The organism is Pseudomonas savastanoi, assembly GCF_020917325.1.
Classification (GTDB): Bacteria; Pseudomonadota; Gammaproteobacteria; order Pseudomonadales; family Pseudomonadaceae; genus Aquipseudomonas; species Aquipseudomonas amygdali.
In genome coordinates this window covers 4,659,791-4,681,240 of the sequence record NZ_CP076652.1, presented here as the reverse complement: position 1 = coordinate 4,681,240, position 21,450 = coordinate 4,659,791, and the positions used below count along the sequence as shown (strand labels likewise).

Annotated in this window: 22 protein-coding genes and 1 riboswitch; of the genes, 10 read left to right on the top strand and 12 right to left on the bottom strand. The window is 59.2% G+C overall.

The genetic code is table 11. The annotated features are described in order from the left end of the window. Nucleotides 1–93: 93 nt before the first annotated feature. Genes KP808_RS19825 through KP808_RS19805 form a run of 5 tightly spaced genes read right to left on the bottom strand, consistent with a single transcriptional unit; the run spans nucleotide 94 to nucleotide 4,134 of the window. Nucleotides 94–711: an urea amidolyase associated protein UAAP2 gene (locus KP808_RS19825; protein ID WP_005735135.1), complete on the bottom strand. Its 618-nt coding sequence runs from the start codon at nucleotides 709–711 to the stop codon at nucleotides 94–96. An 11-nt stretch (nucleotides 712–722) separates the two neighbouring features. After that, nucleotides 723–1,448 carry an urea amidolyase associated protein UAAP1 gene (locus KP808_RS19820; RefSeq protein WP_230016729.1) on the bottom strand — a complete coding sequence of 242 codons (726 nt, stop codon included), beginning with the start codon at nucleotides 1,446–1,448 and terminating at the stop codon, nucleotides 723–725. Beyond that, a complete protein-coding gene (locus KP808_RS19815; RefSeq protein WP_230016728.1) occupies nucleotides 1,445–2,227 on the bottom strand; it encodes an ABC transporter ATP-binding protein in 783 nt (260 codons plus the stop codon). The genes KP808_RS19820 and KP808_RS19815 overlap by 4 nt, the downstream gene beginning before the upstream one ends. Beyond that, on the bottom strand, nucleotides 2,224–3,039 hold the full coding sequence (locus KP808_RS19810; RefSeq protein ID WP_004642515.1) for an ABC transporter permease: 816 nt from the start codon (nucleotides 3,037–3,039) through the stop codon (nucleotides 2,224–2,226). The genes KP808_RS19815 and KP808_RS19810 overlap by 4 nt, the downstream gene beginning before the upstream one ends. Before the next feature lie 27 nt (nucleotides 3,040–3,066). Next, nucleotides 3,067–4,134: a putative urea ABC transporter substrate-binding protein gene (locus KP808_RS19805; RefSeq protein ID WP_005735130.1), complete on the bottom strand. Its 1,068-nt coding sequence runs from the start codon at nucleotides 4,132–4,134 to the stop codon at nucleotides 3,067–3,069. 63 nt (nucleotides 4,135–4,197) lie between these two features. After that, a riboswitch (guanidine-I (ykkC/yxkD leader) is annotated at nucleotides 4,198–4,300 on the bottom strand. A gap of 396 nt (nucleotides 4,301–4,696) precedes the next feature. Here KP808_RS19805 and KP808_RS19800 point away from each other — a divergent pair. Both KP808_RS19800 and ung read left to right on the top strand, forming a co-directional pair. Further along, nucleotides 4,697–5,188: a hypothetical protein gene (locus KP808_RS19800; RefSeq protein ID WP_230016727.1), complete on the top strand. Its 492-nt coding sequence runs from the start codon at nucleotides 4,697–4,699 to the stop codon at nucleotides 5,186–5,188. Between the two features lie 195 nt (nucleotides 5,189–5,383). After that, on the top strand, nucleotides 5,384–6,076 hold the full coding sequence (ung, locus tag KP808_RS19795; RefSeq protein ID WP_230016726.1) for a uracil-DNA glycosylase: 693 nt from the start codon (nucleotides 5,384–5,386) through the stop codon (nucleotides 6,074–6,076). A 21-nt stretch (nucleotides 6,077–6,097) separates the two neighbouring features. On the opposite strand, the gene KP808_RS19790 is transcribed toward ung, so the two are convergent. The 4 genes from KP808_RS19790 to KP808_RS19775 all read right to left on the bottom strand — a co-directional run bounded on the left by KP808_RS19790 (nucleotide 6,098) and on the right by KP808_RS19775 (nucleotide 10,142). Beyond that, nucleotides 6,098–7,132, bottom strand: a complete 1,035-nt coding sequence (locus KP808_RS19790; RefSeq protein ID WP_058400811.1) for an AbrB family transcriptional regulator — start codon at nucleotides 7,130–7,132, stop codon at nucleotides 6,098–6,100. Beyond that, on the bottom strand, nucleotides 7,125–8,639 hold the full coding sequence (locus KP808_RS19785; RefSeq protein WP_230016725.1) for a tripartite tricarboxylate transporter permease: 1,515 nt from the start codon (nucleotides 8,637–8,639) through the stop codon (nucleotides 7,125–7,127). The genes KP808_RS19790 and KP808_RS19785 overlap by 8 nt, the downstream gene beginning before the upstream one ends. 1 nt (nucleotide 8,640) lies before the next feature. Next, nucleotides 8,641–9,099, bottom strand: a complete 459-nt coding sequence (locus KP808_RS19780; RefSeq protein ID WP_005746607.1) for a tripartite tricarboxylate transporter TctB family protein — start codon at nucleotides 9,097–9,099, stop codon at nucleotides 8,641–8,643. Nucleotides 9,100–9,161: 62 nt separating this feature from the next. Then, nucleotides 9,162–10,142 carry a Bug family tripartite tricarboxylate transporter substrate binding protein gene (locus KP808_RS19775; protein WP_230016724.1) on the bottom strand — a complete coding sequence of 327 codons (981 nt, stop codon included), beginning with the start codon at nucleotides 10,140–10,142 and terminating at the stop codon, nucleotides 9,162–9,164. A 480-nt stretch (nucleotides 10,143–10,622) separates the two neighbouring features. On the opposite strand from KP808_RS19775, the gene KP808_RS19770 reads away from it, so the two are divergent. Further along, the gene (locus tag KP808_RS19770; protein ID WP_002554918.1) at nucleotides 10,623–11,294 is read left to right on the top strand and encodes a response regulator; all 672 of its coding nucleotides are present in this window, start codon (nucleotides 10,623–10,625) and stop codon (nucleotides 11,292–11,294) included. Further along, nucleotides 11,287–12,669 carry a sensor histidine kinase gene (locus KP808_RS19765; protein ID WP_230016723.1) on the top strand — a complete coding sequence of 461 codons (1,383 nt, stop codon included), beginning with the start codon at nucleotides 11,287–11,289 and terminating at the stop codon, nucleotides 12,667–12,669. The genes KP808_RS19770 and KP808_RS19765 overlap by 8 nt, the downstream gene beginning before the upstream one ends. Before the next feature lie 2 nt (nucleotides 12,670–12,671). Here KP808_RS19765 and KP808_RS19760 read toward each other — a convergent pair whose 3' ends face one another. Both KP808_RS19760 and ygfZ read right to left on the bottom strand, forming a co-directional pair. After that, nucleotides 12,672–13,493, bottom strand: a complete 822-nt coding sequence (locus tag KP808_RS19760; RefSeq protein ID WP_004658258.1) for an HDOD domain-containing protein — start codon at nucleotides 13,491–13,493, stop codon at nucleotides 12,672–12,674. Between the two features lie 114 nt (nucleotides 13,494–13,607). Beyond that, complete coding sequence (gene ygfZ / locus KP808_RS19755) at nucleotides 13,608–14,549, bottom strand: CAF17-like 4Fe-4S cluster assembly/insertion protein YgfZ (RefSeq protein WP_230016722.1); 942 nt, start codon at nucleotides 14,547–14,549, stop codon at nucleotides 13,608–13,610. A 153-nt stretch (nucleotides 14,550–14,702) separates the two neighbouring features. Between ygfZ and KP808_RS19750 the strand changes: the two genes are divergently transcribed. Together KP808_RS19750 and KP808_RS19745 are read left to right on the top strand one after the other, a co-directional pair. Further along, on the top strand, nucleotides 14,703–14,957 hold the full coding sequence (locus tag KP808_RS19750) for an FAD assembly factor SdhE (protein ID WP_003378499.1): 255 nt from the start codon (nucleotides 14,703–14,705) through the stop codon (nucleotides 14,955–14,957). Further along, nucleotides 14,941–15,405, top strand: a complete 465-nt coding sequence (locus KP808_RS19745; RefSeq protein WP_230016721.1) for a protein YgfX — start codon at nucleotides 14,941–14,943, stop codon at nucleotides 15,403–15,405. Before KP808_RS19750 ends, KP808_RS19745 begins: the two co-directional genes overlap by 17 nt. Here KP808_RS19745 and nadB read toward each other — a convergent pair. Continuing rightward, on the bottom strand, nucleotides 15,374–16,990 hold the full coding sequence (gene nadB, locus KP808_RS19740; RefSeq protein WP_230016720.1) for an L-aspartate oxidase: 1,617 nt from the start codon (nucleotides 16,988–16,990) through the stop codon (nucleotides 15,374–15,376). The genes KP808_RS19745 and nadB overlap by 32 nt on opposite strands. A gap of 497 nt (nucleotides 16,991–17,487) precedes the next feature. On the opposite strand from nadB, the gene rpoE reads away from it, so the two are divergent. From rpoE to KP808_RS19720, 4 genes are all read left to right on the top strand, one after another. Then, nucleotides 17,488–18,069: an RNA polymerase sigma factor RpoE gene (gene rpoE / locus KP808_RS19735; RefSeq protein WP_002554912.1), complete on the top strand. Its 582-nt coding sequence runs from the start codon at nucleotides 17,488–17,490 to the stop codon at nucleotides 18,067–18,069. A gap of 33 nt (nucleotides 18,070–18,102) precedes the next feature. Beyond that, entirely contained in the window at nucleotides 18,103–18,693 is a 591-nt protein-coding gene (locus KP808_RS19730; protein ID WP_122280725.1) for an anti sigma-E factor RseA C-terminal domain-containing protein, read from the top strand. 8 nt (nucleotides 18,694–18,701) lie between these two features. Further along, nucleotides 18,702–19,661: a MucB/RseB C-terminal domain-containing protein gene (locus KP808_RS19725; RefSeq protein ID WP_122280726.1), complete on the top strand. Its 960-nt coding sequence runs from the start codon at nucleotides 18,702–18,704 to the stop codon at nucleotides 19,659–19,661. Between the two features lie 298 nt (nucleotides 19,662–19,959). Then, nucleotides 19,960–21,384 carry a DegQ family serine endoprotease gene (locus KP808_RS19720; protein ID WP_227447902.1) on the top strand — a complete coding sequence of 475 codons (1,425 nt, stop codon included), beginning with the start codon at nucleotides 19,960–19,962 and terminating at the stop codon, nucleotides 21,382–21,384. The last annotated feature ends 66 nt before the right edge of the window (nucleotides 21,385–21,450 follow it).

Here is a 21,450-nt window from a genome sequence, read left to right as displayed (position 1 = left end):
CCCAGACGCGCTCGGTTTCGTGATGGGAAGCGGGCCGTCCCGCTATTGATCTATCTACGCAACGGTCGTCCGTTGCTGAGGGCTGGTGCCGGGTCAGTCGCGAATCAGCAACTGCGCAGGCGTCGGGTTGTAGCCGTTGCAGGGGTTGTTGAGCTGCGGACAGTTGGAAATCAGCACGATCACGTCCATTTCAGCGCGCAGTTCTACGTACTTGCCGGGTGCGGAAATACCGTCTTCGAAGGTCAGGCCGCCTTCGGCTGTCACCGGCACGTTCATGAAGAAATTGATGTTCGGACCGATGTCGGCCTTGGTCAGACGCCCGTCGTGCAGGCAGGCGCGCAGGTAGTTGTCGCGGCAGCTGTGCATGTAGCGTTTTTCCAGGGCGTAGCGCACGGTGTTGCTCTCTTGCGCGCATGCGCCACCGAGCGTGTCGTGGCGACCGCAGGTGTCATCGACAATGGTCAGCATCGGCTGGCCGAGGTTGGAAAACAGTACGCTGCCGGTGGTCAGATACACGCTGTTCTGGCGGCGCAAGGTGCGTTGTACGTCGTAGCGTTCACGCGGGTTGGCGAGGCTGAAAAACAGCGTATCGACCGCCTGATTGCCTTGCAGATCGAGGATGCGCACGGTCTGCCCGGCTTTGACTTCGGCCAGGAACGGCTCGCCTGCCGGTATGGTTGCGTCGCAGCAAATGTGAGTGTGTGAATTCATGACAGGGCTCCTCAGGCGAACAGGCGGTCAGTGTTGATGAAGCCGCGCTCGTTTTCCGGGCGCGAGGTGCGGCAGTGCTCGGCAACGCTGGCGTCGGCTTTCATCCAGCTGAGCTTCAGCGGTTGCGGGGCATATTCCGGGTTGGGGTCCATCGGGTGTTGCAGCGCGGTCAGCACCACCAGCGTGTCCATCGGTGCGTAGAGTTCGATGTAATCCCCGGCTTTTGAGTTGTTCGGCGCGAAGTGCAGGGTTCCTGCTTCATCGACATCAACACGGCTGAACAGGTTGAGGGTCATCAGCAGGTCGGACAGCCCCAGCCCCCATTTGCCCAGCTCGACCAGCAGGTTGTCGACACCATTGCGAAAGAAGCCGTTGCGCAATTCCTGATAGCGGCCCTGGCCGTATTTTTCAGCGACTTCCTGCGCATTGAGCACGCCGCCAATGCTGTCGCTCCAGCCGCAGGTGTCAGTGACGATGGCCGCCAGCACACGGCCCATGTCCGAATACAGGCAATGGCCGTTGCTCAACCTGGCGGTGTGTTGGCATTTGAGGCTGTCGGGCAGGTTCAGCCGCTCGGTTTTTTCTTGAGCGTTGAGCAGCGTCAGGCTGACGTTGGCGTTGCCGTGCAGGTCGGTCAGGCGCAGCAGTTCGCCGCGCTTGAGGATGAACGAACGATGGCCGCCACCGGGCAGCATCTCTTCGGCGAAAACCGGGTACAGCGTGGTTGAGTCAGTCATTGAACGGGCTCCTCTGAAACGTTGAGCAGCGAATCGATGGCGGCGCGTTCGGCGCGGCGTTCGCTGTTGAGGGGGATGTCGTAAGTGATGCGCGCGCCATACGCGCCGGGCGCGTGCGGGTCGTGGCGGACCTTGTCGAACACCAGCAGGCGGGTGCCGAGGTTGAAACCTTCGGACAGGTCGTGAGTGACCATGAACACGGTCAGCTTCGTTTCGCGCCACAGGTCCAGCAGCAAGTGGTGCATGTCTTTGCGAATGCCGGGGTCGAGCGCGCCGAAGGGCTCGTCCAGCAGCAGCACGCGGGGTTTCATGATCAGTGCCTGAGCAATGGCCAGACGCTGTTGCATGCCGCCGGACAATTGCGTGGGGTACTTATCCAGCGCATGCCCCAGGCCAACCTTGCCGAGCAGTTGCGCAGCGTGCTCGCGCGCCTCGCTTTTTGCCTGGCCGAACAGTCGGCCCAGCCACGCCGAGCGGGGCAGCTCCAGACCCAGCGCCACGTTGTCGAGCACCGACAGATGCGGGAACACTGAATAGCGCTGAAACACCACGCCACGGCTGGCGTCCGGCTCATTGCGCAGCGCCTTGCCGTCCAGCGTGATCAGACCACGGCTCGGGGTTTCCTGACCCAGCAGCAGGCGCAGAAAAGTCGATTTGCCACAGCCCGATGCGCCGACCAGCGTGCAGAACTCGCCTTCTGCCACGTCCAGATTCAGGCCTTCAAGCACCACCTGATCGTCGTATTGCTGCCAGACATTGCGCACACAGATAAAGCTCATGTCCGCGCTCCTTCGTACCAGGGAAAGGCGCGTCGGGTCAGGGCTTTGAGGCCCCAGTCCATCAGCCAGGCAAGCAGGGTGATCCACACTACATACGGCAGAATCACGTCCATCGCCAGGTAGCGGCGGACCAGAAAGATCCGGTAACCCAGACCGTCAGTCGAGGCGATGGCCTCGGCGGCGATCAGGAACAGCCACGCCGAACCCAGCACCAGCCGCAGGGCAATCAGTAGACGCGGCAGCAGCTGCGGCAGGACCACCCGCAGGATCAGCGTCCAGGTCGAGGCGCCGAGGGTCTGCGCCTTGATCAGCAGCTCGACCGGAATTTCCCGGGCACGCTGTTCCAGATCACGGGCCAGAATCGGTGTGATGCCGATCACGATCAGCATCACTTTCGACAGCTCGCCCAGACCGAAGACGATGAACAGAATCGGCAGGATCGCCAGCGGCGGCACCATCGACATTACTGTCAACAAGGGCGACAGCGGCGCACCGAACAGCGGCAGGATGCCTGCCGCAATGCCCAGGCACAGGCCCAACAGCGCGCTGATCCCCAGGCCGATGGCCAGACGTTGCAGGCTCGATGCCGTGTCCTGCCACAGCAGGTAGTCGCCGCTGCGGGTATCGGCAACAAACGCCATGCGTTTGACCGCATCGGCCATCTGCACCGCGCTGGGCAGCAGTTTGTCGGTGGGGTTTTCCGCAAGCCGGGTGGCCGAGCCCATGAAGTAGGCGAACAGCAACAGGGCGAACGGCAGGATCACCAGAATCAGGCGACCGGCACGATCCGGATGGCGGTTTATCAAACGCATGGCAATGACCTTTTTACTGAGCGTGATTTACAGCTTGCCGTCGACGGCCATCTGCACGTAGCTGGGGTCAAAGTGCAGCTTGACGTTGGCCTTGTCGCCGAGGTTCACGCCATTGGCGAACGACATGCCGACCGCGTTGGCATCGCGTGCGCCTTCACCGAGCAAACCGTGGGCGAACGAGAAGTCGGCCACCTTGCGCTGGGTGTCCGGTAGTTGTTTGCTGGTGGCGAACTCAAGGGCTTCCTTGGGCGTTGCAAACAGCTTGGTGGTGTCCAGTTGCGCCTGGAAGCCGGCCAGATCGGTGCCCGATGCCTTGGCCATATGCTCCAGCGCCGCCTTGCTCTGGGCGTTTTTGGCGTTCATCAGCGCGACCACTTCAAACCAGGCACCGGTCAGGGCTTTGCCCAGCGCCGGGTTGTCCTTCAGGGTCTGAGTGTTGACGACCATCATGTCCATGATCTCGCCAGGAATCTGACTGGAGTTGAAGACTTCGGTCACGCCGGGTTTGGCTTTGATGTCCGACAGCATCGGGTTCCAGGTGGTAACTGCCTGCACATCATCGGTATTGAAGGCTGCCGAGATATCGGCATCCGAGGTGTTGACCACCTTGAGGTCTTTTTCGCTGAGCTTGACGCTGTCCAGCGCACGGGCCAGCAGGTAGTGAGACACCGACAGCTCGACCAGATTGACGTCCATACCTTTCAGGTCAGCGACTTTTTTGCCTTCGCCCTTGAGCACGATGCCGTCATTGCCATTGGAGAAATCGCTGACGATCAGTGCAGTGCTTTCCACCCCGCCTGCAGCCGGAATGGTCAGTGCGTCCATGTTGGTCATGGTGCAGCCATCGAACTGGCCGGCGGTGTACTGGTTGATGGATTCGACGTAGTCATTGAGCTGGGTGACATCGATCTTGATGCCGTATTTTTTCGCCCACTTGTCGACGATGCCCTGGCTACCTGCGTATTCCCACGGCATCCAGCCTGCATAGATGGTCCAGCAGACATTGAAGTGATCTTTTTGGGCGGCATTCGCCGAGAGGCTCAACGCAGCAAGCAGGCCTGCCGTGAGCAGGCCGAAGAGACGAGACTTTTGCATGTTGAGAAATCTCCAGTAGTGAAAAAAGGCGGCCAGGAGCAACGTGACACCACTGGTGTCCCTGTCTCCCGGGCTTTTGTCCCGCCGTGTAACCTCTACTGGAGGTCGCCAACTCTCGGACCAGCCACTTGCCTGTCGGCAAGCCGGAACCCTAGTCGGCTATTGCAAATTGTGGTGCCGCGAACCTGTGTTGACTCCTGCACGCCATTCATCAAGCGAGACTTGTGCCAACTCGCCCGGACCTTTGTTTTTCAAGGCCTGCCCGGATCATCGCAGGTCAGGTCCGAAGGAAACCGCCTTGTACTGGTGCGTAACTGCACTGTGTTGATGCATCGGTGCTTTGAAATGTTTTGTAGCATCTTTGCAGGAGGTTGAAATATGCCTGCACGCCGCGGTTTTAGAGCCCTTGAGTGAAGGATGGCCATCATCTTTCGTAGGGCGCACACGTTGCGCCAACGCACTAGAGTGCCTTTTCGGTGTCTTAACCTTTGTTCGCCAACCGCTTTGGCGGACGCCGATCAGCGTCGCTGATTCGTGCCCAATCGCGGTCCAGGAGGCCGCCATGTATCGAAGACCCTTGCTTATCACGTTGCTGACCCTTTTCCTTGCTGGTTGCTACGCAGGCCCTGGTTACTACGAATCCGATGTGTACACGCAGCCGACAACCGTCGTCGGTGGCGCTTACGCGTACGACAATGGCCACCGCTCCACCTACTATCAGGAGCAGCGCATCTATGTAGCGCCTCAGCCACGCTATTACACCCAACCGCGCTACTACGCCCCTGCACCGCGTTATTACGCGCCGCCGCCAGTGCCACGCTACTACCAGCCGGGACGTCCACCGGGTTATGGCTGGAGAAACGACGGCTTTCGCGGCAATGGCGGTTTTGGGCGTAATGACGGCTTTCGAGGCAATGGTGGTTTCGGACGCAATGACGGCTTCCGCGGCGACCGAGGCAACCGCGGCTGGGAGGACCATGGCGGTCGAGGCGGACGCGATGGCCGTGATCATGGACGAGGCGGGCGCGGTGATGGTCGGGGCGGGCATCGGTAGCTGAAACCTGCGCTCACTACCATGCCAGCGCTGTGAACTGGCTGCTGCGAACTGACTATCGTGCCGACGCTCCGCGTCGGCACTTCTTTTTTCTGGACGCTCTGTGTCCGATCTTGCAGGCGCATAGCGCAACCGGCATTGACTTTGCTGCCGGGCTTTCCTAGTGTCCGCGCATTGTTTTTACCGGATGTAACCATGACTAGCGACGACCGCATCAAGCTTGAGCCCAGCTGGAAGGAAGCGCTGCGCGATGAATTCGAGCAGCCCTATATGTCGCAGTTGCGCGAGTTTCTGCGCCAGGAGCATGCCGCGGGCAAGGAAATCTATCCGCCTGGGCCGCTGATTTTCAATGCGCTGAATTCGACGCCGCTCAACAATGTGAAAGTGGTGATCCTTGGTCAGGACCCGTATCACGGCCCGAATCAGGCTCACGGCCTGTGTTTTTCGGTGCAGCCTGGCGTGCCGACACCCCCGTCACTGGTCAACATCTATAAAGAACTCAAGCGCGACCTGAATATCGACATTCCCAATCACGGTTGCCTGCAATCCTGGGCTGATCAGGGCGTTTTGTTGCTGAACACCACCCTCACTGTCGAGCGCGCCAACGCGGCTTCCCATGCAGGAAAAGGCTGGCAGCACTTCACCGACCGGATCATTCAAGTGGTCAGCGAGCACCAGCCGCATCTGGTGTTCCTGCTGTGGGGCGCTCATGCGCAGAGCAAGCAGAAGCTGGTCGATGCGACCAAGCATCTGGTGCTGACCTCCGTCCATCCTTCGCCGTTGTCAGCCTACAAAGGCTTCCTGGGTAATGGGCATTTCGGTCGAGCCAACAAGTACCTTGAGCAAAACGGCATCGAGCCAATCGACTGGCGATTGCCCGCTGTCTGATCAAAGTGCTTCTGATTGGGTTCAGTCAGCGAGCCGCTTGTTCCAGCGCCTGTACAGCGGCTCGGCAAGAAACAGCACGAACAGCAGGCGCATGACCTGCATGGCCGTCACCAGGGGGACCGACAGTTGCAGCACTTCTGCGGTCAGGCTCATTTCCGCGATGCCACCGGGCATCATGCCCAGCGTCAGTGAGCGCAGGTCCAGGTGGGTGAGGGCGCTCAGCCCCAGTGCAGCCAGTGCGGCGATGAGCATGGTCAGCGCAGTGCCCAACAGCGTACGCGCCAGAAACGATGGCGCACGCCGAAAGAATGCCCGATTGAAATGACAACCCAGCCCGCTGCCGATCAGTAGCTGACCCAGCTGGCTGGCACCGTTGGGCAAGCCGATTTTCAGGTCCCAGACCACGCTCACTACGGCACTGAGCAACAGAGGGCCGAACAGCCACGGGTTGGGTTGCTTGAGACGCTGCCACAGCCAGGCCAGTGCTGCGCCGACCGGCAGCAGGAATGCCAGCCAGCGCCAATCGACCGCCGTGGCATGCAGTGAAGGCGTACCGTCGCCCAGCAGGTATTTGAAGATCGCCGGCACGCATAACACCACGGCCAGCACCCGAAGACTTTGCGCGGCAGCGACGCTGCTGAGCGTCGCACCGTTACGTGCGCCAAGGTTGACCATCTCGCCCGAGCCGCCCGGCATGCTGGAGAAGAAAGCAGTAGGGCGATCTTCTCCGGTACGCAGCATCAGCCAGACGCCAACCAGACACGACAGGCTGGTGACCAGCGCACCGATGAAAATCAGCCCGAAATGCGCCAGCACCTGCTCGATGACCACTGGCGTGAAATGCAGACCGATGCCGATGCCGATGATCAGTTGGCCGCATTTGCGACCGCCCGGAATCTGCGTCAGTTGCCAGGGTGTCAGGCAGCGCACCAGGATGATTGCCAGCAATGAGCCAACCATCCACGGCAGCGGCCAGCCAACCTGGCTGGCGAGGTAGCCGCCGAGCAGGCCGACCAGCGGCGTTGCCCACCATTGACGCAGTGACGAATCAGCCATGCGTTACGGCAGCCTGCTGTTTTGCGCGCTTGCGCCAGATACGGATCAGCGGGAACAGCAGCATGAACACGGTCACCACCCAGACCCCGAGGGTGATCGGGCTGGCCCAGAGAATCCCCAATTCGCCGTTGGAGATCGACAGGGCGCGACGCAGGTTCTGCTCCATCAGACCACCGAGGATGAAACCGAGCAGAATCGGCGACAGCGGGAAATCCAGCTTGCGCAGGACGTAACCGAAGATACCGATACCGACCATCAGGAACAGGTCGAAGGTGGTGGCGTGCACGGCATACACACCGATGCCGGTAATGATTGCAATCACCGGCACCAGCGCCCAGTTCGGCACGGCGAGGATGCGCGTGAAGATGCGGATCATCGGGATGTTGAGGATCACCAGCATGATGTTGGCGATGAACAACGAAGCGATCAGGCCCCATACGATGTCCGGTTGCTGTTGGAACAGCATCGGACCGGGGGTGATGTTGTACAGCGACAATGCGCCGATCATCACCGCCGTGGTGCCCGAGCCCGGAACACCCAGCGTCAGCATTGGCACCAACGCGCCGCAGGCGGTTGCCCCGATGGCGGTCTCGGGAGCGGCCAGACCTCGCATGTCGCCCTGGCCGAACTTGCCGCCAGGGCCGGCGATGCGTTTTTCCGTCATATATGCCACCGCGCTGGCCAGCGTCGCACCGGCACCCGGCAGTACGCCGAGGATGAAGCCCAGCAGACCGCAGCGAATGTTCACCACAAACACAGCGGCGGCTTCCTTGACGTTGAACATCATGCGCCCGGTGGCCTTGACCGCCTCCTGGCCGCGATGGGTCTTCTCCAGCAGCAACAGGATTTCACTGATTGAAAACAGACCCAGGACCAGCACCACGAACTGAATGCCGTCGGTCAGATGAATGTTGTCGCCGGTAAAACGGTATACCCCGCTGTTGGCATCGATACCTACTGCAGACAGGAACAGCCCGATCAGCGCGGCAATGAACGTCTTCAACGGCCTGTCACCGGCCATCCCGCCCAAGCAGACAATAGCGAACACCATCAGTACGAAATATTCCGCCGGACCGAAGGCAATCGCCCACTTGGCGAGCAACGGCGCGAACAGCACCATGCCGCAGGTGGCGATGAATGCACCGATGAACGAGCTCCATGCTGACAGCGACAGCGCGACGCCGGCTAGCCCCTGGCGTGCCATTGGATAACCGTCCAGCGTGGTCATGACGGTGGACGCTTCGCCCGGAATGTTCAGCAGGATCGAACTGATACGCCCGCCGTATTCACAGCCCAGGTACACGGCTGCCAGCAGAATCAGTGCTGATTCGGGCGGCAGGCCCAGGGCAAAGGCAATGGGGATCAGCAGCGCCACTCCGTTGATAGGCCCAAGCCCTGGCAGCAGGCCGACAACGGTACCAATCAGTGTGCCGGACAGTGCGGTGATCAGGTTGTAAGGGGTAAGGGCGACGCCGAAGCCTTGGCCCAGGTAGCTGAAAGTATCCATGTCAGTTCTCCAGAACGCTGAGCAGGCCTAAAGGCAAGGGAACGTCCATGGCCTTGTCGAATAACAGGTAAAGGCCGACGCTCATCAGAATCACCACCACCACGCTCGGCAGCCAGCGTCCGCCATACAGGCGTGCCATGGGAATGCCGATCAGGATGCTGCTGAGGATGAAGCCCAAAGGTTCGAACAGCCCGGCGAATATCAGCAGCAGAATGATGCATGCGCCAATCTTGATCAGGGTTTCACGGTCCAGTGCCGGTTCTTCCTCGGTGTGGACAATGGGTGTGGGCCGAATCAGCAGGTACAGCAGGGCGGCACCCATCAATCCGAGCATCAGCAGTGGGAAAGCGCGTGGTCCGACCGGTTCATAGGAGAAAGGCGCTTGATAAGGCCAGGCCATTAGAGCCAGGCCTGCGCATGCCAGTAGCAGTACGGCAGCAAAAATGCGTTGTATGACCATGAGAAGCTCCTGAGTCGCGCCCGCTATGCAGGCGCAACTTAACGTCAGTCAATTGAGTTCAATTACTGAATCAGGCCGAATTCCTTGGCCATCAGTTTGTAGTCGGCAACCTGCTTCTTGACGTAGGTGTCCAGCTCCGCGCCGGTCATGGCGAAGGGGAACAGCTCGCGCTGATCACGCAGTTTGGCGAAGTCTTCAGAGGCCAGTATTTTGTCGAACGAGGCTTTCCACCAGTTGTAGTCTTCGTCGCTGACCTTCGGCCCGAGGTAGAAGCCACGCACCACTGGCCAGACGATGTCGTAGCCCTGCTCCTTGGCGGTGGGGATGTCTTTCATTTCGGGTTCGTCGATGCGCTTCTCGGCGAACACGGCGAGTAGGCGCATGTCGCCACTCAGAATGTGTGGCATGGAGTCGGAGATGTCGGTACTGCCCACCTGAATGTGGCCGCCAAGCAGGGCGGTGGCGATCTCCCCACCACCTTCCAATGCAACGTAACGCAGGGCGCGCGGGTTTATGCCTGCAGCCTTGGCGATCAACGCGGTCTGCATCCAGTCCTGGCTGCCTACGGTGCCGCCTGAGCCGATGACTACCTTGCTCGGGTCGGCCTTGAGTGCTTTGACCAGATCGTCGAGGTTCTTGTAAGGCGAGTCGCTCTTCACTGCAATGGCACCATAGCTTGTGCCCACGGCGGCGAGCCAGCGCACTGCGTTTTCATCGAAGCGGCCGAATTTGCCCTGCGCCAGATTGAGCAGCGAACCGCTGGACCACGCGACCAGCGTGCCTGCATCTGCGGGGCGCTGCGCCACGACTGCGTTGTAGGCCACTGCGCCTACGCCCCCAGGCATGTAGGTCACGCGCATGGGCGAGGTCAGAATCTTCTCGTTGATAAGCGCGCTTTGCACCAGCTTGCAGGTCAGGTCGAATCCGCCACCCGGCGAGGCGGGTGCAATGCATTCCGGACGTTTTGGTTCGGCAGCAAACAATTGGCTGGCAACCAGCATGCAGGCGGCGGTGACGGCTATCTGACGCAGAGGGAATTTCATGTTCAGTCTCCAGAGGTATTTTTGTTTTTGGAAGAGAGAAGCTGTTCAGCAGATGCTTTTGTCTCGCGCACCGCGAAGCCTTTTCGCTGACACGCAGGTGCCATCGGTACTGCGGTGGACGCTGATGTTTTGCAGGAGGGTGGAGCTGGGGCGCGACGGGTGCGGGTAAATCCGCGACGGACTGTGCTCAATGGACGGGCAAGCCTGTGCTGGCGTAGACATGACGTGACTCCGTTTAGCGATTTATTGTTTTTATTGTCCAGACGCATCCGGGCGCCTGTTTTGTACGTACCCTTTTGCCGGGTCGTGTGGCGATGCTAGATGACGAACCTTTCGTAAACCTTTCAGCTACCTTTCATGTCGCAATTGAAGGTCCGCGAATCGTTTCTGTCCTTCACAGGCGGCGGCCTGCCTGTAAACTCCACCGCCACAAGCCTCGATGCCCAGATCGATAACAACAGTGACAATCAGGAGACGGCGATGCGTGTTCTTCTTGTGGAAGATCATCTGCAATTGGCTGAAAGTGTCGCGCAGGCGCTCAAAAGCGCGGGTTTGACCGTTGATGTACTGCATGATGGCGTTGCCGCCGACCTGGCGTTGAGCAGCGAGGAATACGCCGTCGCCATTCTCGACGTCGGCTTGCCGCGCATGGACGGCTTTGAAGTGCTGGCGCGTCTGCGGGCGCGCAGCAAAAACCTTCCGGTATTGATGCTTACCGCGCGCAGCGACGTAAAGGATCGCGTTCATGGCCTGAACCTGGGGGCCGACGATTACCTGGCCAAGCCTTTCGAGCTCTCCGAGCTGGAGGCCAGGGTCAAGGCATTGCTGCGTCGCAGTGTGCTGGGTGGCGAGCGGCAACAGCGCTGCGGCGTACTGGCCTATGACCTGGACACGCGGCGTTTCACGCTCGGCGAGGAACTGCTGGCCCTGACGTCTCGCGAACAGGCGGTGCTGGAAGCGCTCATTGCCCGGCCAGGTCGGGTGATGAGCAAGGAGCAACTGGCCGCGCAGGTTTTCGGCCTCGACGAGGAGGCCAGCCCTGACGCCATCGAAATCTACGTCCATCGCCTGCGCAAGAAGCTCGACGGGCATTCTGTGGCCATCGTGACCTTTCGGGGTCTGGGGTATCTGCTTGAAAGCCGCGATGATTAACGACAGCCTGCGCTGGCGGCTGTTGTGGAACCTGGCGTTGCTGCTGGTGGTGTTGATGCTGGCCAGCGGCATGAGCGCTTACTGGAATGGCCGCGAAGTGGCCGATACCGCCTACGACCGCACGTTGCTGGCTTCAGCACGGACCATCGCTGCCGGTCTGACGCAGCGTGATGGCACGCTGAGCGCCGATATTCCCTATGTGGCGCTGGATACCTTTGCCTACGACAGCGAAGGACGAATCTATTATCAGGTCAATGACATCCATCAGAAGCTGATTTCCGGTTATGAAAATCTGCCTTCGCCGCCACCGGGCACTTTGCGTACCGACGATTACCCTGCGCTGGCGAAGTTTTATAACGGGATTTATCAAGGGCAGGATGTACGTGTGGTCAGCCTGCTCAAGCCGGTGACTGATCCAGGCATGAACGGCACGGCTGAAATTCGTGTTGCCGAAACCCAGGAGGCGCGCAAGGGCATGGCGCGCAGCCTGATGGCCGACACGTTGCTGCGTCTGGGCATGCTCGGTGGGGGCGCACTGCTGCTGGTCTGGTTCACGGTCAGTGCGGCACTGCGACCGCTGGAACGCTTGCGCACCGCAGTAGAAGAGCGTCAGCCGGATGATCTGCGCTCATTGCCAATGGTTGAGGTGCAGCATGAACTGCGTCCGCTGGTAGGGGCGCTGAACCACTTTACCGAGCGGCTGCGCCTGCAGTTCGAGCGCCAGGCGCAGTTCATCGCCGATGCCGCCCATGAGCTGCGCACACCGCTGGCCGCGCTCAAGGCGCGGGTCGAGCTGGGCCTGCGCGAGCGCGACCCGCAACACTGGCGCAGTACGCTGGAATCAGCCGCGCTTGGCACGGATCGGTTGACGCATCTGGCCAATCAGTTGTTGTCGCTGGCGCGGATCGAAAACGGTGCGCGGGCCATTGCCGAAGGTGGCGCGCAACAACTGGACCTCAGCCAGCTGGCAAGAGAGCTGGGCATGGCCATGGCGCCGTTGGCTCATTCACGCGGCGTCGCGCTGGCGCTGGAGGCTGACGAACCGGTCTGGCTGCGTGGCGAGCCGACGTTGCTGAACGAACTGCTGAGCAACCTGATCGACAATGCGCTGGCTCACACTTCACCGGGCGGCAACGTGATTTTACGGGTGTATGCGCCGGGCGTGCTGGAGGTCGAGGATGATGGCCCCGGCATTCCGGCAGATGAGCGTGAGCGGGTTTTCGAGCGTTTCTACCGTCGCAGTCAGCAGGGCAGCGGTGCCGGGCTCGGTCTGGCTATTGTGGGGGAGATCTGCCGTGCGCATCTGGCCAGAATCACCTTGCACGATGGTGCCGAGCGGGGTTTGAAGGTTCGGGTCAGTTTCAGTGCGCCCTGATCCTAGTAAAGCATGCTCTTCGCTTCGTCCATCTGGGCGCTCAGCATGCCTTCAGCTCTGGAAAGCCTCAGTTGGCTGAACGCAGGCAGGTCGACCATCTCGATGAGGCTGAAGGGGTGGTCGGTGTTCCTGTGGATATGCACTGTGGCGATCTGCACCAGATCTGTGTAGTCCGGGCTTTTCGATACGCGCGCGAAGTTCTGGAACTGAATCGGCACGCAGGCCAGCGGCTCGGGAAAGTCCCATGAGCGCAGCAAGCGTTCGCCAATGACCGGATGAATGCTGTCGATCACGTGGTTGAGGCTGATCGGATCAGCCAGCAGTTCGTAATGGTCTTCGGCATACGTCAGGATCGGCAGAATCCCGATCAAGTGGATCAGCCCGGCAAGCGTGGCCTGGTCGGGTTTGAGATTCGTGTAGTTCTGACAAAGGGTGTAGCTGATGCCGGCAACCTGCAGGCTTTGCTTCCAGATATCGCGCATCTTCTGCTCGATGACTGGAGACTTGGCGTGGAACATCTGCTCGACCACCAGACCGATGGCCAGGTTGCAGGTGTAATTGACGCCCAGGCGCCGAACCGCGGTGGTGACGTCGCTGACTTCGAAATTCGGGCGCAGCAGGGGGCTGTTCGCGACCTTTATCAGGCGTGCGGAAAGGGCTGTATCGCTACCGATGACCTTGCTCAGGGCCGAAATACTGATTTCGGTGTCTTCGGCGGCAAGGCGAATTCTCAGTGCTACTTCCGGCAGGGTAGGCAGAAACAAGGCATCTCTGTCGATGGCCTTGATCAAGTTTCTCTGCACCTCGTCAGCCATCTTGCTCATGTTGCATCTCGCAGCCGTTGGGGGTGTCCAGAGTTTTCCGCGCGCTCCGCAGAGCGCCAGCATGTGCACTGGAACGCTCTAAAGACACTAGGAACCTGAATGTGTTCGTCTGGCTCAGCGCTGAGTTTCGAGTTTGCTGTCCAGTATGTAGGGCAGATCACTCATTTGCAGCGCTGCGCCTTCTGGCGAGCCAAGATTTATATGGCCATTTTCTGCCGCATCGCCCTGCAATACGGCGAGCAGTTCAACATTCTGGCCGGACTGTGCGGCGATGACCACGTTGCCCACGGCGCTGGCGTGTACCGGCGAAAACAGTGCCGTACCCGGCTCGGGGATTTCTTCGCTGCTCAGGGTCAGGCGGTAAAGCCTGCGTTTGAGTTTGCCCAGGTATTGCATTCGCGCAACGATTTCCTGGCCGGTGTAGCAGCCCTTCTTGAAGCTGACGCCGCCGACGGCCTGCAGGTTGATCATCTGCGGGATGAACTCCTCGCGGGTGCTGCCAAATACCTGGCCGATGCCGACCCGTATCTGACCCAGCAACCAGTCATTGAGCGGGCCTTCGCTCAACTGCGAAGCCAGCTGTGATTTGATGCTGTCTGCCTGCCCGGCGCGTACCCAGAGCTCGGCCCGGCCCGGGGAGACGCGGATTGCGATGAGCTCATTGGCTCGCACCACCGCATCGGTTTCCTGCGCCAGATTCAGACCCAGGCCGACCAGTGCACTGTCGCCATCCTGCAGGCCGAAGCGCACCCATTCTGCGCTTTCGTCAGTCAGTTTCGATTTGGAGAACACTGCGTATTTACGCAGGTCCAGCAATTGCGGCTCGATCAGCTCGCTGGCCATCGCCAGCAGGCAACCGTCGCCTTCGAAAACGATGCGAAAACTCGACTGCATCCGGCCCTTCTGCGTGCAGCGCGCACCGAGGCTGGACTTGTCTTCATTCAGATAATTGAGGTTGCACGTCAGCTGACCCTGAAGAAACTTGCTGGCATCCACGCCGCGAACGGCGAGAACGCCCTCATGGGATAGCGTGCAGAAAAAAGCTTTTTGGGTCATGGTCATCGCAGATTGGGAAAAAAGTCCGGGGGCACATCATAGTGCCGAGTCGAGGTTATGCATACGGGGTACGTGAAAACTGCTGCGACCATTGCAAGATTCGCGTGTCCGGCTCACGGCTGTATACTTGCCGCCTACTTTGAGGAGCGCTCCATGGTCGAAGACGTCGAACTCAACCGCCTTTACTGGCACAGCCGCCGTGGCATGCTTGAACTGGACGTGCTGCTGGTGCCGTTTGTCCGTGAGGTCTATCCGCATTTGAATGACGTGGACCGCGATCTGTATCGCCGTCTGCTCACTTGTGAAGATCAGGACATGTTCGGCTGGTTCATGCAGCGCGCCGAGTCAGAGGATGCTGAATTGCAACGTATGGTTCGCATGATTCTGGATCGTGTCCAGCCCAAGTGATCGATTTGAATGTCACTGGCAGGCCTCGCGCCTGCTGCTGACGGCGTATCTCGCCGTTCAGTTGCTGGCGCTGGTCGCGCTGTCCTGGCTGAACATCGCTTCGTGGGCGTTGGCACTGGGTGTGCTGTTTTGCTTGATGCATGCTGCCTGGACGTTGCCGCGCTCGATTCTGCTCAGTCATCCGGCAGCCTTCACCGCGCTTAAGCGCGATCATCAAGGCTGGCAATTGTGGAATCAACGCGACGGCTGGCAGCCCGTGCAGTTATGCCCGGACAGCCTTGCGTTACCGTTGGTCGTGATTCTGCGTTTTCGCCCGATTATCGCAGGCCGGCCGGGCCGCCCGATAAAAAGCTGCTGTATCCCGCTTGATGCGCTTACACCGGACATTCACCGGCATCTGCGCGTGCGCCTGAAGTTCAGCCGACGTAAGTGGGCGGTACCAGAATAGTGTCCAGCGCCTCCGGCAACATGTCGGGATAGTCCAGTGTGTAATGCAGGCCACGGCTTTCCTTGCGCTGCATGGCCGAGCAGATCATCAGTTCCGCGACCTGCGCCAGATTGCGCAACTCGATCAGGTCACGGCTGACCTTGTAGTTGCTGTAGAACTCGTCGATCTCATCCAGCAACAAACGTACACGGTGCTGAGCGCGTTGCAGGCGCTTGTTGGTACGCACAATGCCGACGTAGTCCCACATGAATCGTCTCAGTTCATCCCAGTTGTGCGCGATGATCACGTCTTCGTCCGAATCAGTGACCTGGCTGGCGTCCCAGGCCGGAAGGTCGGTGGGCATCTGTACGTCGGCCAGTTGCTGCTCGATGTCTGTCGCTGCCGAGCGGGCATACACGAAGCACTCCAGCAGTGAATTGCTGGCCATGCGGTTGGCACCGTGCAGGCCGGTGAAGCTGGTCTCGCCGATGGCGTACAGGCCAGGCACATCGGTGTGGCCCTTGCTGTCCACCATGACACCGCCACAGGTGTAATGCGCTGCCGGGACCACCGGAATCGGCTGGCGAGTGATGTCGATGGAGAACTCCAGGCAGCGCTCGTAGACGGTTGGAAAGTGCGTTTTGATGAAGGCTTCCGGTTTGTGGCTGATGTCCAGATACACACAGTCGATGCCCAGTCGCTTCATTTCATGGTCTATCGCGCGGGCCACGATATCGCGCGGGGCCAGTTCTGCCCGCTCGTCGAAGCGCTGCATGAAGCGCTCGCCGCTGGGCAGCTTGAGGTAGGCGCCTTCACCGCGAAGTGCTTCGGTGATCAGAAAGCTCTTGGCCTGGGGGTGATACAGGCAGGTGGGGTGAAACTGGTTGAATTCCAGGTTTGCCACTCGGCAACCGGAACGCCAGGCCATGGCGATGCCATCGCCGCAGGCACCGTCTGGGTTGCTGGTGTACAGGTAGACCTTGGCAGCGCCACCTGACGCGAGGATGGTAAAGCGCGCGCCGTAGGTGTCCACTTCACCGCTGGTGCGATTGAGTACATAAGCGCCCAGGCAGCGCTGGCCCTCCAGCCCGAGACGGCGTTCGGTGATCAGGTCGATGGCGGCGCGCTGCTCGAGCAGTTCGATGTTCGGCCGTTTACGGGCCTGTTCAAGCAGGGTGCGAAAGATAGCTGCGCCTGTCGCATCGGCGGCGTGGATGATCCGCCGGTGGCTGTGGCCGCCTTCGCGTGTCAGGTGGAATTCAAAGCTGCTCTCATCGCTATCTGCGTCATCGCCCCGAGTGAAAGGCACGCCCTGATCAATCAGCCACTGAATGGCCTCGCGGCTGTGCTCGACGGTGAAACGCACCGCTTCTTCGTTGCAAAGGCCGCCGCCGGCATTCAGCGTGTCTTCAACATGAGACTGCACGGTATCAGTGTCATCCAGTACCGCTGCCACACCGCCCTGGGCCCAGAATGTCGAGCCATTGGCCAGATCGCCTTTGCTCAGCACTGCGATGCTCAGGTGGCCGGGGAGGGTCAATGCCAGGCTCAGCCCGGCAGCGCCACTGCCAATTACCAGTACGTCATGCTGAAAATGTTGACTCATCTGCGAATTCTGCCCTTGGCGACCACTAGTATAAGTATTGGGGTAACGGCACAATAGCCACGCCTACATGGCAATGTGAGACCACGGCGGGTATGGATTGTGCTCCAGTCCCGGATGTCATGCATATTGTTTTCCCTGTTATCTGTTACTGGAAATGCTCCAGTGCACTGATTTCAAAGAACTTTGTGCAGTGTGCGGCTCACACCTGTGATTGTGTCAATGGAACTTTTTGCCAGGATCCATGCTCAATAGCAGGTTGCCTACACAGGAACAGCGTCGTTTTCGCAGGGTTAGATAAGTGATCATCAACTGCGAGAATGGCGACAAGACTATTCACGCAGCCGACCGTGTCGAGCTGCGTTTTTCGTGCAGGCTTTACGATGGCCCGCAGGAAACTTGCTTGAAGGGGGAGAACTTTTGCGAAAAGCCCGAGTCTATGTTTGCGAGCCTGAGCAATGTCAGTTGCAACACTCCTTCATGCTTAACGAGGAGTGTTCATGCTAACCCAGGAAGAGGATCAGCAGCTTGTCGAGCGCGTACAGCGTGGCGATACGCGAGCATTTGATCTGTTGGTGCTGAAGTATCAGCACAAAATTCTAGGGTTGATCGTGCGATTCGTGCACGACACCCATGAGGCTCAGGACGTTGCACAGGAAGCCTTTATCAAGGCTTACCGTGCTCTCGGAAACTTTCGCGGTGACAGTGCTTTCTATACCTGGCTGTATCGCATCGCCATTAACACGGCGAAAAACTATTTGGTGTCGCGAGGTCGGCGTCCACCGGATAGCGATGTAAGGTCTGAAGACGCGGAGTTCTACGACGGCGATCATGGCCTAAAGGACATCGAGTCGCCGGAACGTGCATTGTTGAGAGATGAGATCGAGGGCACCGTCCATCGGACCATCCAGCTTCTCCCGGAAGATTTACGTACGGCACTAACTTTACGTGAATTCGATGGTCTGAGTTATGAAGACATTGCGAGCGTCATGCAGTGTCCTGTTGGTACCGTGCGCTCTCGGATCTTCCGCGCTCGGGAAGCCATCGATAAAGCCCTGCAGCCGTTGTTGCAGGAATCCTGAGACAGCGGCGATAGCCCAAGAGAGGAACCCGCCATGAGTCGTGAAGCCCTGCAGGAATCGCTGTCCGCGGTACTGGATAACGAAGCGGACGAACTGGAATTACGTCGGGTATTGAATGCCATTGACGATGCCGATACTCGTGCTACCTGGTCGCGTTACCAAGTCGCTCGTGCAGCTATGCACAAAGAGTTGCTGATGCCGCATCTGGATATTTCGGCTGCTGTATCTGCCGCAATCGCCGATGAAGTCAGCCCGCTCAAAGCAGCACGCGGACCTTGGCGCACGCTGGGTCGTCTGGCTGTTGCAGCATCGGTTACCGTAGCCGTTCTGGCCGGTGTCCGCATGTACAACAATGACGAGATTGCCGGTGCGCAACTGGCACAGCAGACCCAACAGCCTGCCAACCTGACCGTTCCACAAGTGAAAGGCCCTGCCGTACTGGCTGGCTACACTGAAAGTAACGAGCAGGCACCTGGTCCTATGGCCAACGGTGTGTTGCAGGGTGCTGGTCAAGGTGATCAACGTTTGCCTGGCTATCTGCGTCAGCACGCCCAGGAAGCAGCGCTGAAAGGTACTGAAAGCGCGCTGCCTTACGCACGTGCTGCGAGTCTGGAAAACCGTTAAGGAGGATCATGCGAGCCGTCCCTCTACTGCCATTACTGCTTGGTGGATGGCTTGCCCTCCCGGTACAGGCTGATGATGCGCAAGACGCAATCAATCGTCTTGCCAAGGTTGATCAGCAGCAGAGCTATCAAGGCACCTTTGTATACGAACGCAATGGTAGTTTTTCTACCCATCGAATCTGGCACCGCATAGCGGACGGTCATGTTCAGGAGCGTTTGTTGCAGCTTGATGGCTCTGCTCAGGAAGTGCTGCGTGTTGACGGACTCACACAGTGCGTCAGCGGCACGCTCGAAGCGGGTGTGGCCAATCCGGCCGACTCATCTGCCCGCGCATTCGATGTAAAAAGACTTTCCGCCTGGTACGACATAAAAATTGTCGGAAAGTCCAGAGTGGCCGGTCGTCAGGCAACTATCGTTTCGCTGTCCCCCAAGGACCAGCATCGATACGGCCTCGAACTTCACCTGGATAACGAAACCGGTCTTGTGCTCAAGTCGCTTCTGTTGAGCGAGAAGGGGCAGTTGCTCGAACGTTTCCAGTTTACCGATCTCGATACCGCCGGCGTTCTGCCCGAGCAGTTGCTCAAGGCCAGCGCCGACTGCAAACCTGTTTCTGTGGTGAAAGCCAAGCCTGAGGCCTCTATAAGTCCTGTGGCCTGGCATTCTGATTGGCTGCCGCCTGGTTTCGAAGTCAGCAGCAGTGGTGTGCGCAAGGACGCCTCCACGCAATCCTCCGTAACCCATCTGATGTATGGCGACGGTCTGGCGCGTTTTTCGGTGTTCATCGAGGCGGTGAAAGGCGGATCTTCCTCGGATATTCGCACCCAGTTAGGCCCGACAGTGGCTGTTTCGCGTCGCCTCACAACGCCGCAGGGCGACATGATGGTGACGGTCGTCGGAGAAATACCGATGGGTACCGCCGAGCGTATAGCCTTGTCGATGCGTAACGACGAATCTCCAGCCAAAAAATAAACATTTGAAGTCACGAATTCCAGGATGTAAAAATTTTCATCCTGGGTTTCAAGAGTCGCCAGGGCGCATTTAACCTGGCCTGGGCGCAGGTACTGAAATGTTTGGTGAGGTTTGCACGTTGCAAAAACTCTGGTTTTTTTCTATAGGTCACAGCCTCGCAGCTTTGGCCTTTTGTCGTTTCCAGAGGCCATGTCGCTGATCCAGGGATGAGCATCGCTGCTTGAGGTCTTTGAGTCAGTTGCTTGTACTGCTTAATTTTTTGCTCGTTACCAACGGGAGCCATATGTCGATACCACGCATGAAATCCTACTTTTCACTGATTGCCGCTGTGCTGATGCTCGGCCAGGTTGCTACGGCTCAAGCCGAGAACCTGCCGGACTTCACCGGGCTGGTCGAGCAGGCCTCGCCTGCAGTGGTGAATATCAGTACGCGCCAGAAACTGCCGGACCGCGCCATAGCCAATCAGCAGATGCCTGATCTGGAAGGCTTGCCGCCCATGCTCCGCGAGTTTCTTGAGCGCAGCATGCCGCCAGGTTCGCGTCCGCCGGGAGCAGGCAAGGGTGATCGTCAGCGCGAGGCCCAGTCACTGGGCTCGGGCTTTATCATTTCCCCCGATGGCTACATTCTGACCAACAATCATGTGATCGACGGTGCCGACGAGATTCTTGTGCGCCTGTCTGATCGCAGCGAGCTGAAAGCCAAGCTGGTCGGCACCGACTCGCGTACCGACGTTGCGGTCCTGAAAATCGACGGCAAGGACCTTCCTACAGCCAAACTGGGTAACTCCAATACGCTCAAGGTGGGTGAGTGGGTGCTGGCGATCGGTTCGCCGTTCGGCTTCGATCACTCGGTGACCAAAGGCATCGTCAGTGCCAAGGGCCGCAGTCTGCCAAACGACACCTATGTGCCGTTCATTCAGACCGACGTTGCCATCAACCCGGGTAATTCGGGTGGCCCGCTGTTCAACATGGCCGGTGAGGTAGTTGGGATCAACTCGCAGATATTTACCCGCTCCGGTGGTTTCATGGGGCTGTCGTTCGCGATTCCGATTGACGTCGCCATGGACGTGGCCAATCAGCTCAAGGCTAGCGGTAAAGTCAGCCGTGGCTGGCTGGGTGTGGTTATTCAGGAAGTGAACAAGGACCTTGCCGAATCGTTTGGTCTGGACAAGCCTGCCGGTGCGCTGGTTGCCCAGGTGCTTGAAGATGGCCCGGCTGCCAAGGGTGGTCTGCAGGTCGGTGACGTAATTCTGAGTGCCAACGGCCAGCCAATCATCATGTCGGCTGACCTGCCGCACTTGATAGGCAACCTCAAGGACGGCAGCAAGGCCGAACTTGAAGTGATTCGCGACGGCAAGCGTCAGAAACTGACGGTCACTGTTGGCGCGCTGCCTGATGAAGGTCAGGAAATGGGCGATGTTGCTGGCACAGGCGCCGAACGCAGCAGCAACCGTCTGGGCGTGTCGGTGATCGAACTGACTGCCGAGCAGAAGAAATCCCTGGACCTCAAGGGCGGTGTGGCCATCAAGGAAGTTACAGGTGGTCCGGCTTCGTTGATTGGCCTGCAGCCGGGTGATGTGATCACTCACCTGAACAATCAGGCGATTACGTCCAGTAAGCAGTTCACTGAGGTGGCGAAAAGCCTGCCCAAGGATCGCTCTGTTTCGATGCGCGTTCTGCGTCAGGGCCGTGCGACCTTCATCACCTTCAAGCTGTCCGAGTAACAGGGCGGTTTGACCGGGAAGGGTGGCTGCGGCCACCCTTTTTTGTACCTGTTTGTTTACCTTGCG

Coding starts and splice junctions, on each gene's coding strand:
- KP808_RS19825 (WP_005735135.1), bottom strand. CDS start 711: ATGAATTCACACACTCACATTTGCTGCGACGCAACCATACCGGCAGGC.
- KP808_RS19820 (WP_230016729.1), bottom strand. CDS start 1,448: ATGACTGACTCAACCACGCTGTACCCGGTTTTCGCCGAAGAGATGCTG.
- KP808_RS19815 (WP_230016728.1), bottom strand. CDS start 2,227: ATGAGCTTTATCTGTGTGCGCAATGTCTGGCAGCAATACGACGATCAG.
- KP808_RS19810 (WP_004642515.1), bottom strand. CDS start 3,039: ATGCGTTTGATAAACCGCCATCCGGATCGTGCCGGTCGCCTGATTCTG.
- KP808_RS19805 (WP_005735130.1), bottom strand. CDS start 4,134: ATGCAAAAGTCTCGTCTCTTCGGCCTGCTCACGGCAGGCCTGCTTGCT.
- KP808_RS19800 (WP_230016727.1), top strand. CDS start 4,697: ATGTATCGAAGACCCTTGCTTATCACGTTGCTGACCCTTTTCCTTGCT.
- ung (WP_230016726.1), top strand. CDS start 5,384: ATGACTAGCGACGACCGCATCAAGCTTGAGCCCAGCTGGAAGGAAGCG.
- KP808_RS19790 (WP_058400811.1), bottom strand. CDS start 7,132: ATGGCTGATTCGTCACTGCGTCAATGGTGGGCAACGCCGCTGGTCGGC.
- KP808_RS19785 (WP_230016725.1), bottom strand. CDS start 8,639: ATGGATACTTTCAGCTACCTGGGCCAAGGCTTCGGCGTCGCCCTTACC.
- KP808_RS19780 (WP_005746607.1), bottom strand. CDS start 9,099: ATGGTCATACAACGCATTTTTGCTGCCGTACTGCTACTGGCATGCGCA.
- KP808_RS19775 (WP_230016724.1), bottom strand. CDS start 10,142: ATGAAATTCCCTCTGCGTCAGATAGCCGTCACCGCCGCCTGCATGCTG.
- KP808_RS19770 (WP_002554918.1), top strand. CDS start 10,623: ATGCGTGTTCTTCTTGTGGAAGATCATCTGCAATTGGCTGAAAGTGTC.
- KP808_RS19765 (WP_230016723.1), top strand. CDS start 11,287: ATGATTAACGACAGCCTGCGCTGGCGGCTGTTGTGGAACCTGGCGTTG.
- KP808_RS19760 (WP_004658258.1), bottom strand. CDS start 13,493: ATGAGCAAGATGGCTGACGAGGTGCAGAGAAACTTGATCAAGGCCATC.
- ygfZ (WP_230016722.1), bottom strand. CDS start 14,549: ATGACCCAAAAAGCTTTTTTCTGCACGCTATCCCATGAGGGCGTTCTC.
- KP808_RS19750 (WP_003378499.1), top strand. CDS start 14,703: ATGGTCGAAGACGTCGAACTCAACCGCCTTTACTGGCACAGCCGCCGT.
- nadB (WP_230016720.1), bottom strand. CDS start 16,990: ATGAGTCAACATTTTCAGCATGACGTACTGGTAATTGGCAGTGGCGCT.
- rpoE (WP_002554912.1), top strand. CDS start 17,488: ATGCTAACCCAGGAAGAGGATCAGCAGCTTGTCGAGCGCGTACAGCGT.
- KP808_RS19730 (WP_122280725.1), top strand. CDS start 18,103: ATGAGTCGTGAAGCCCTGCAGGAATCGCTGTCCGCGGTACTGGATAAC.
- KP808_RS19725 (WP_122280726.1), top strand. CDS start 18,702: ATGCGAGCCGTCCCTCTACTGCCATTACTGCTTGGTGGATGGCTTGCC.
- KP808_RS19720 (WP_227447902.1), top strand. CDS start 19,960: ATGAAATCCTACTTTTCACTGATTGCCGCTGTGCTGATGCTCGGCCAG.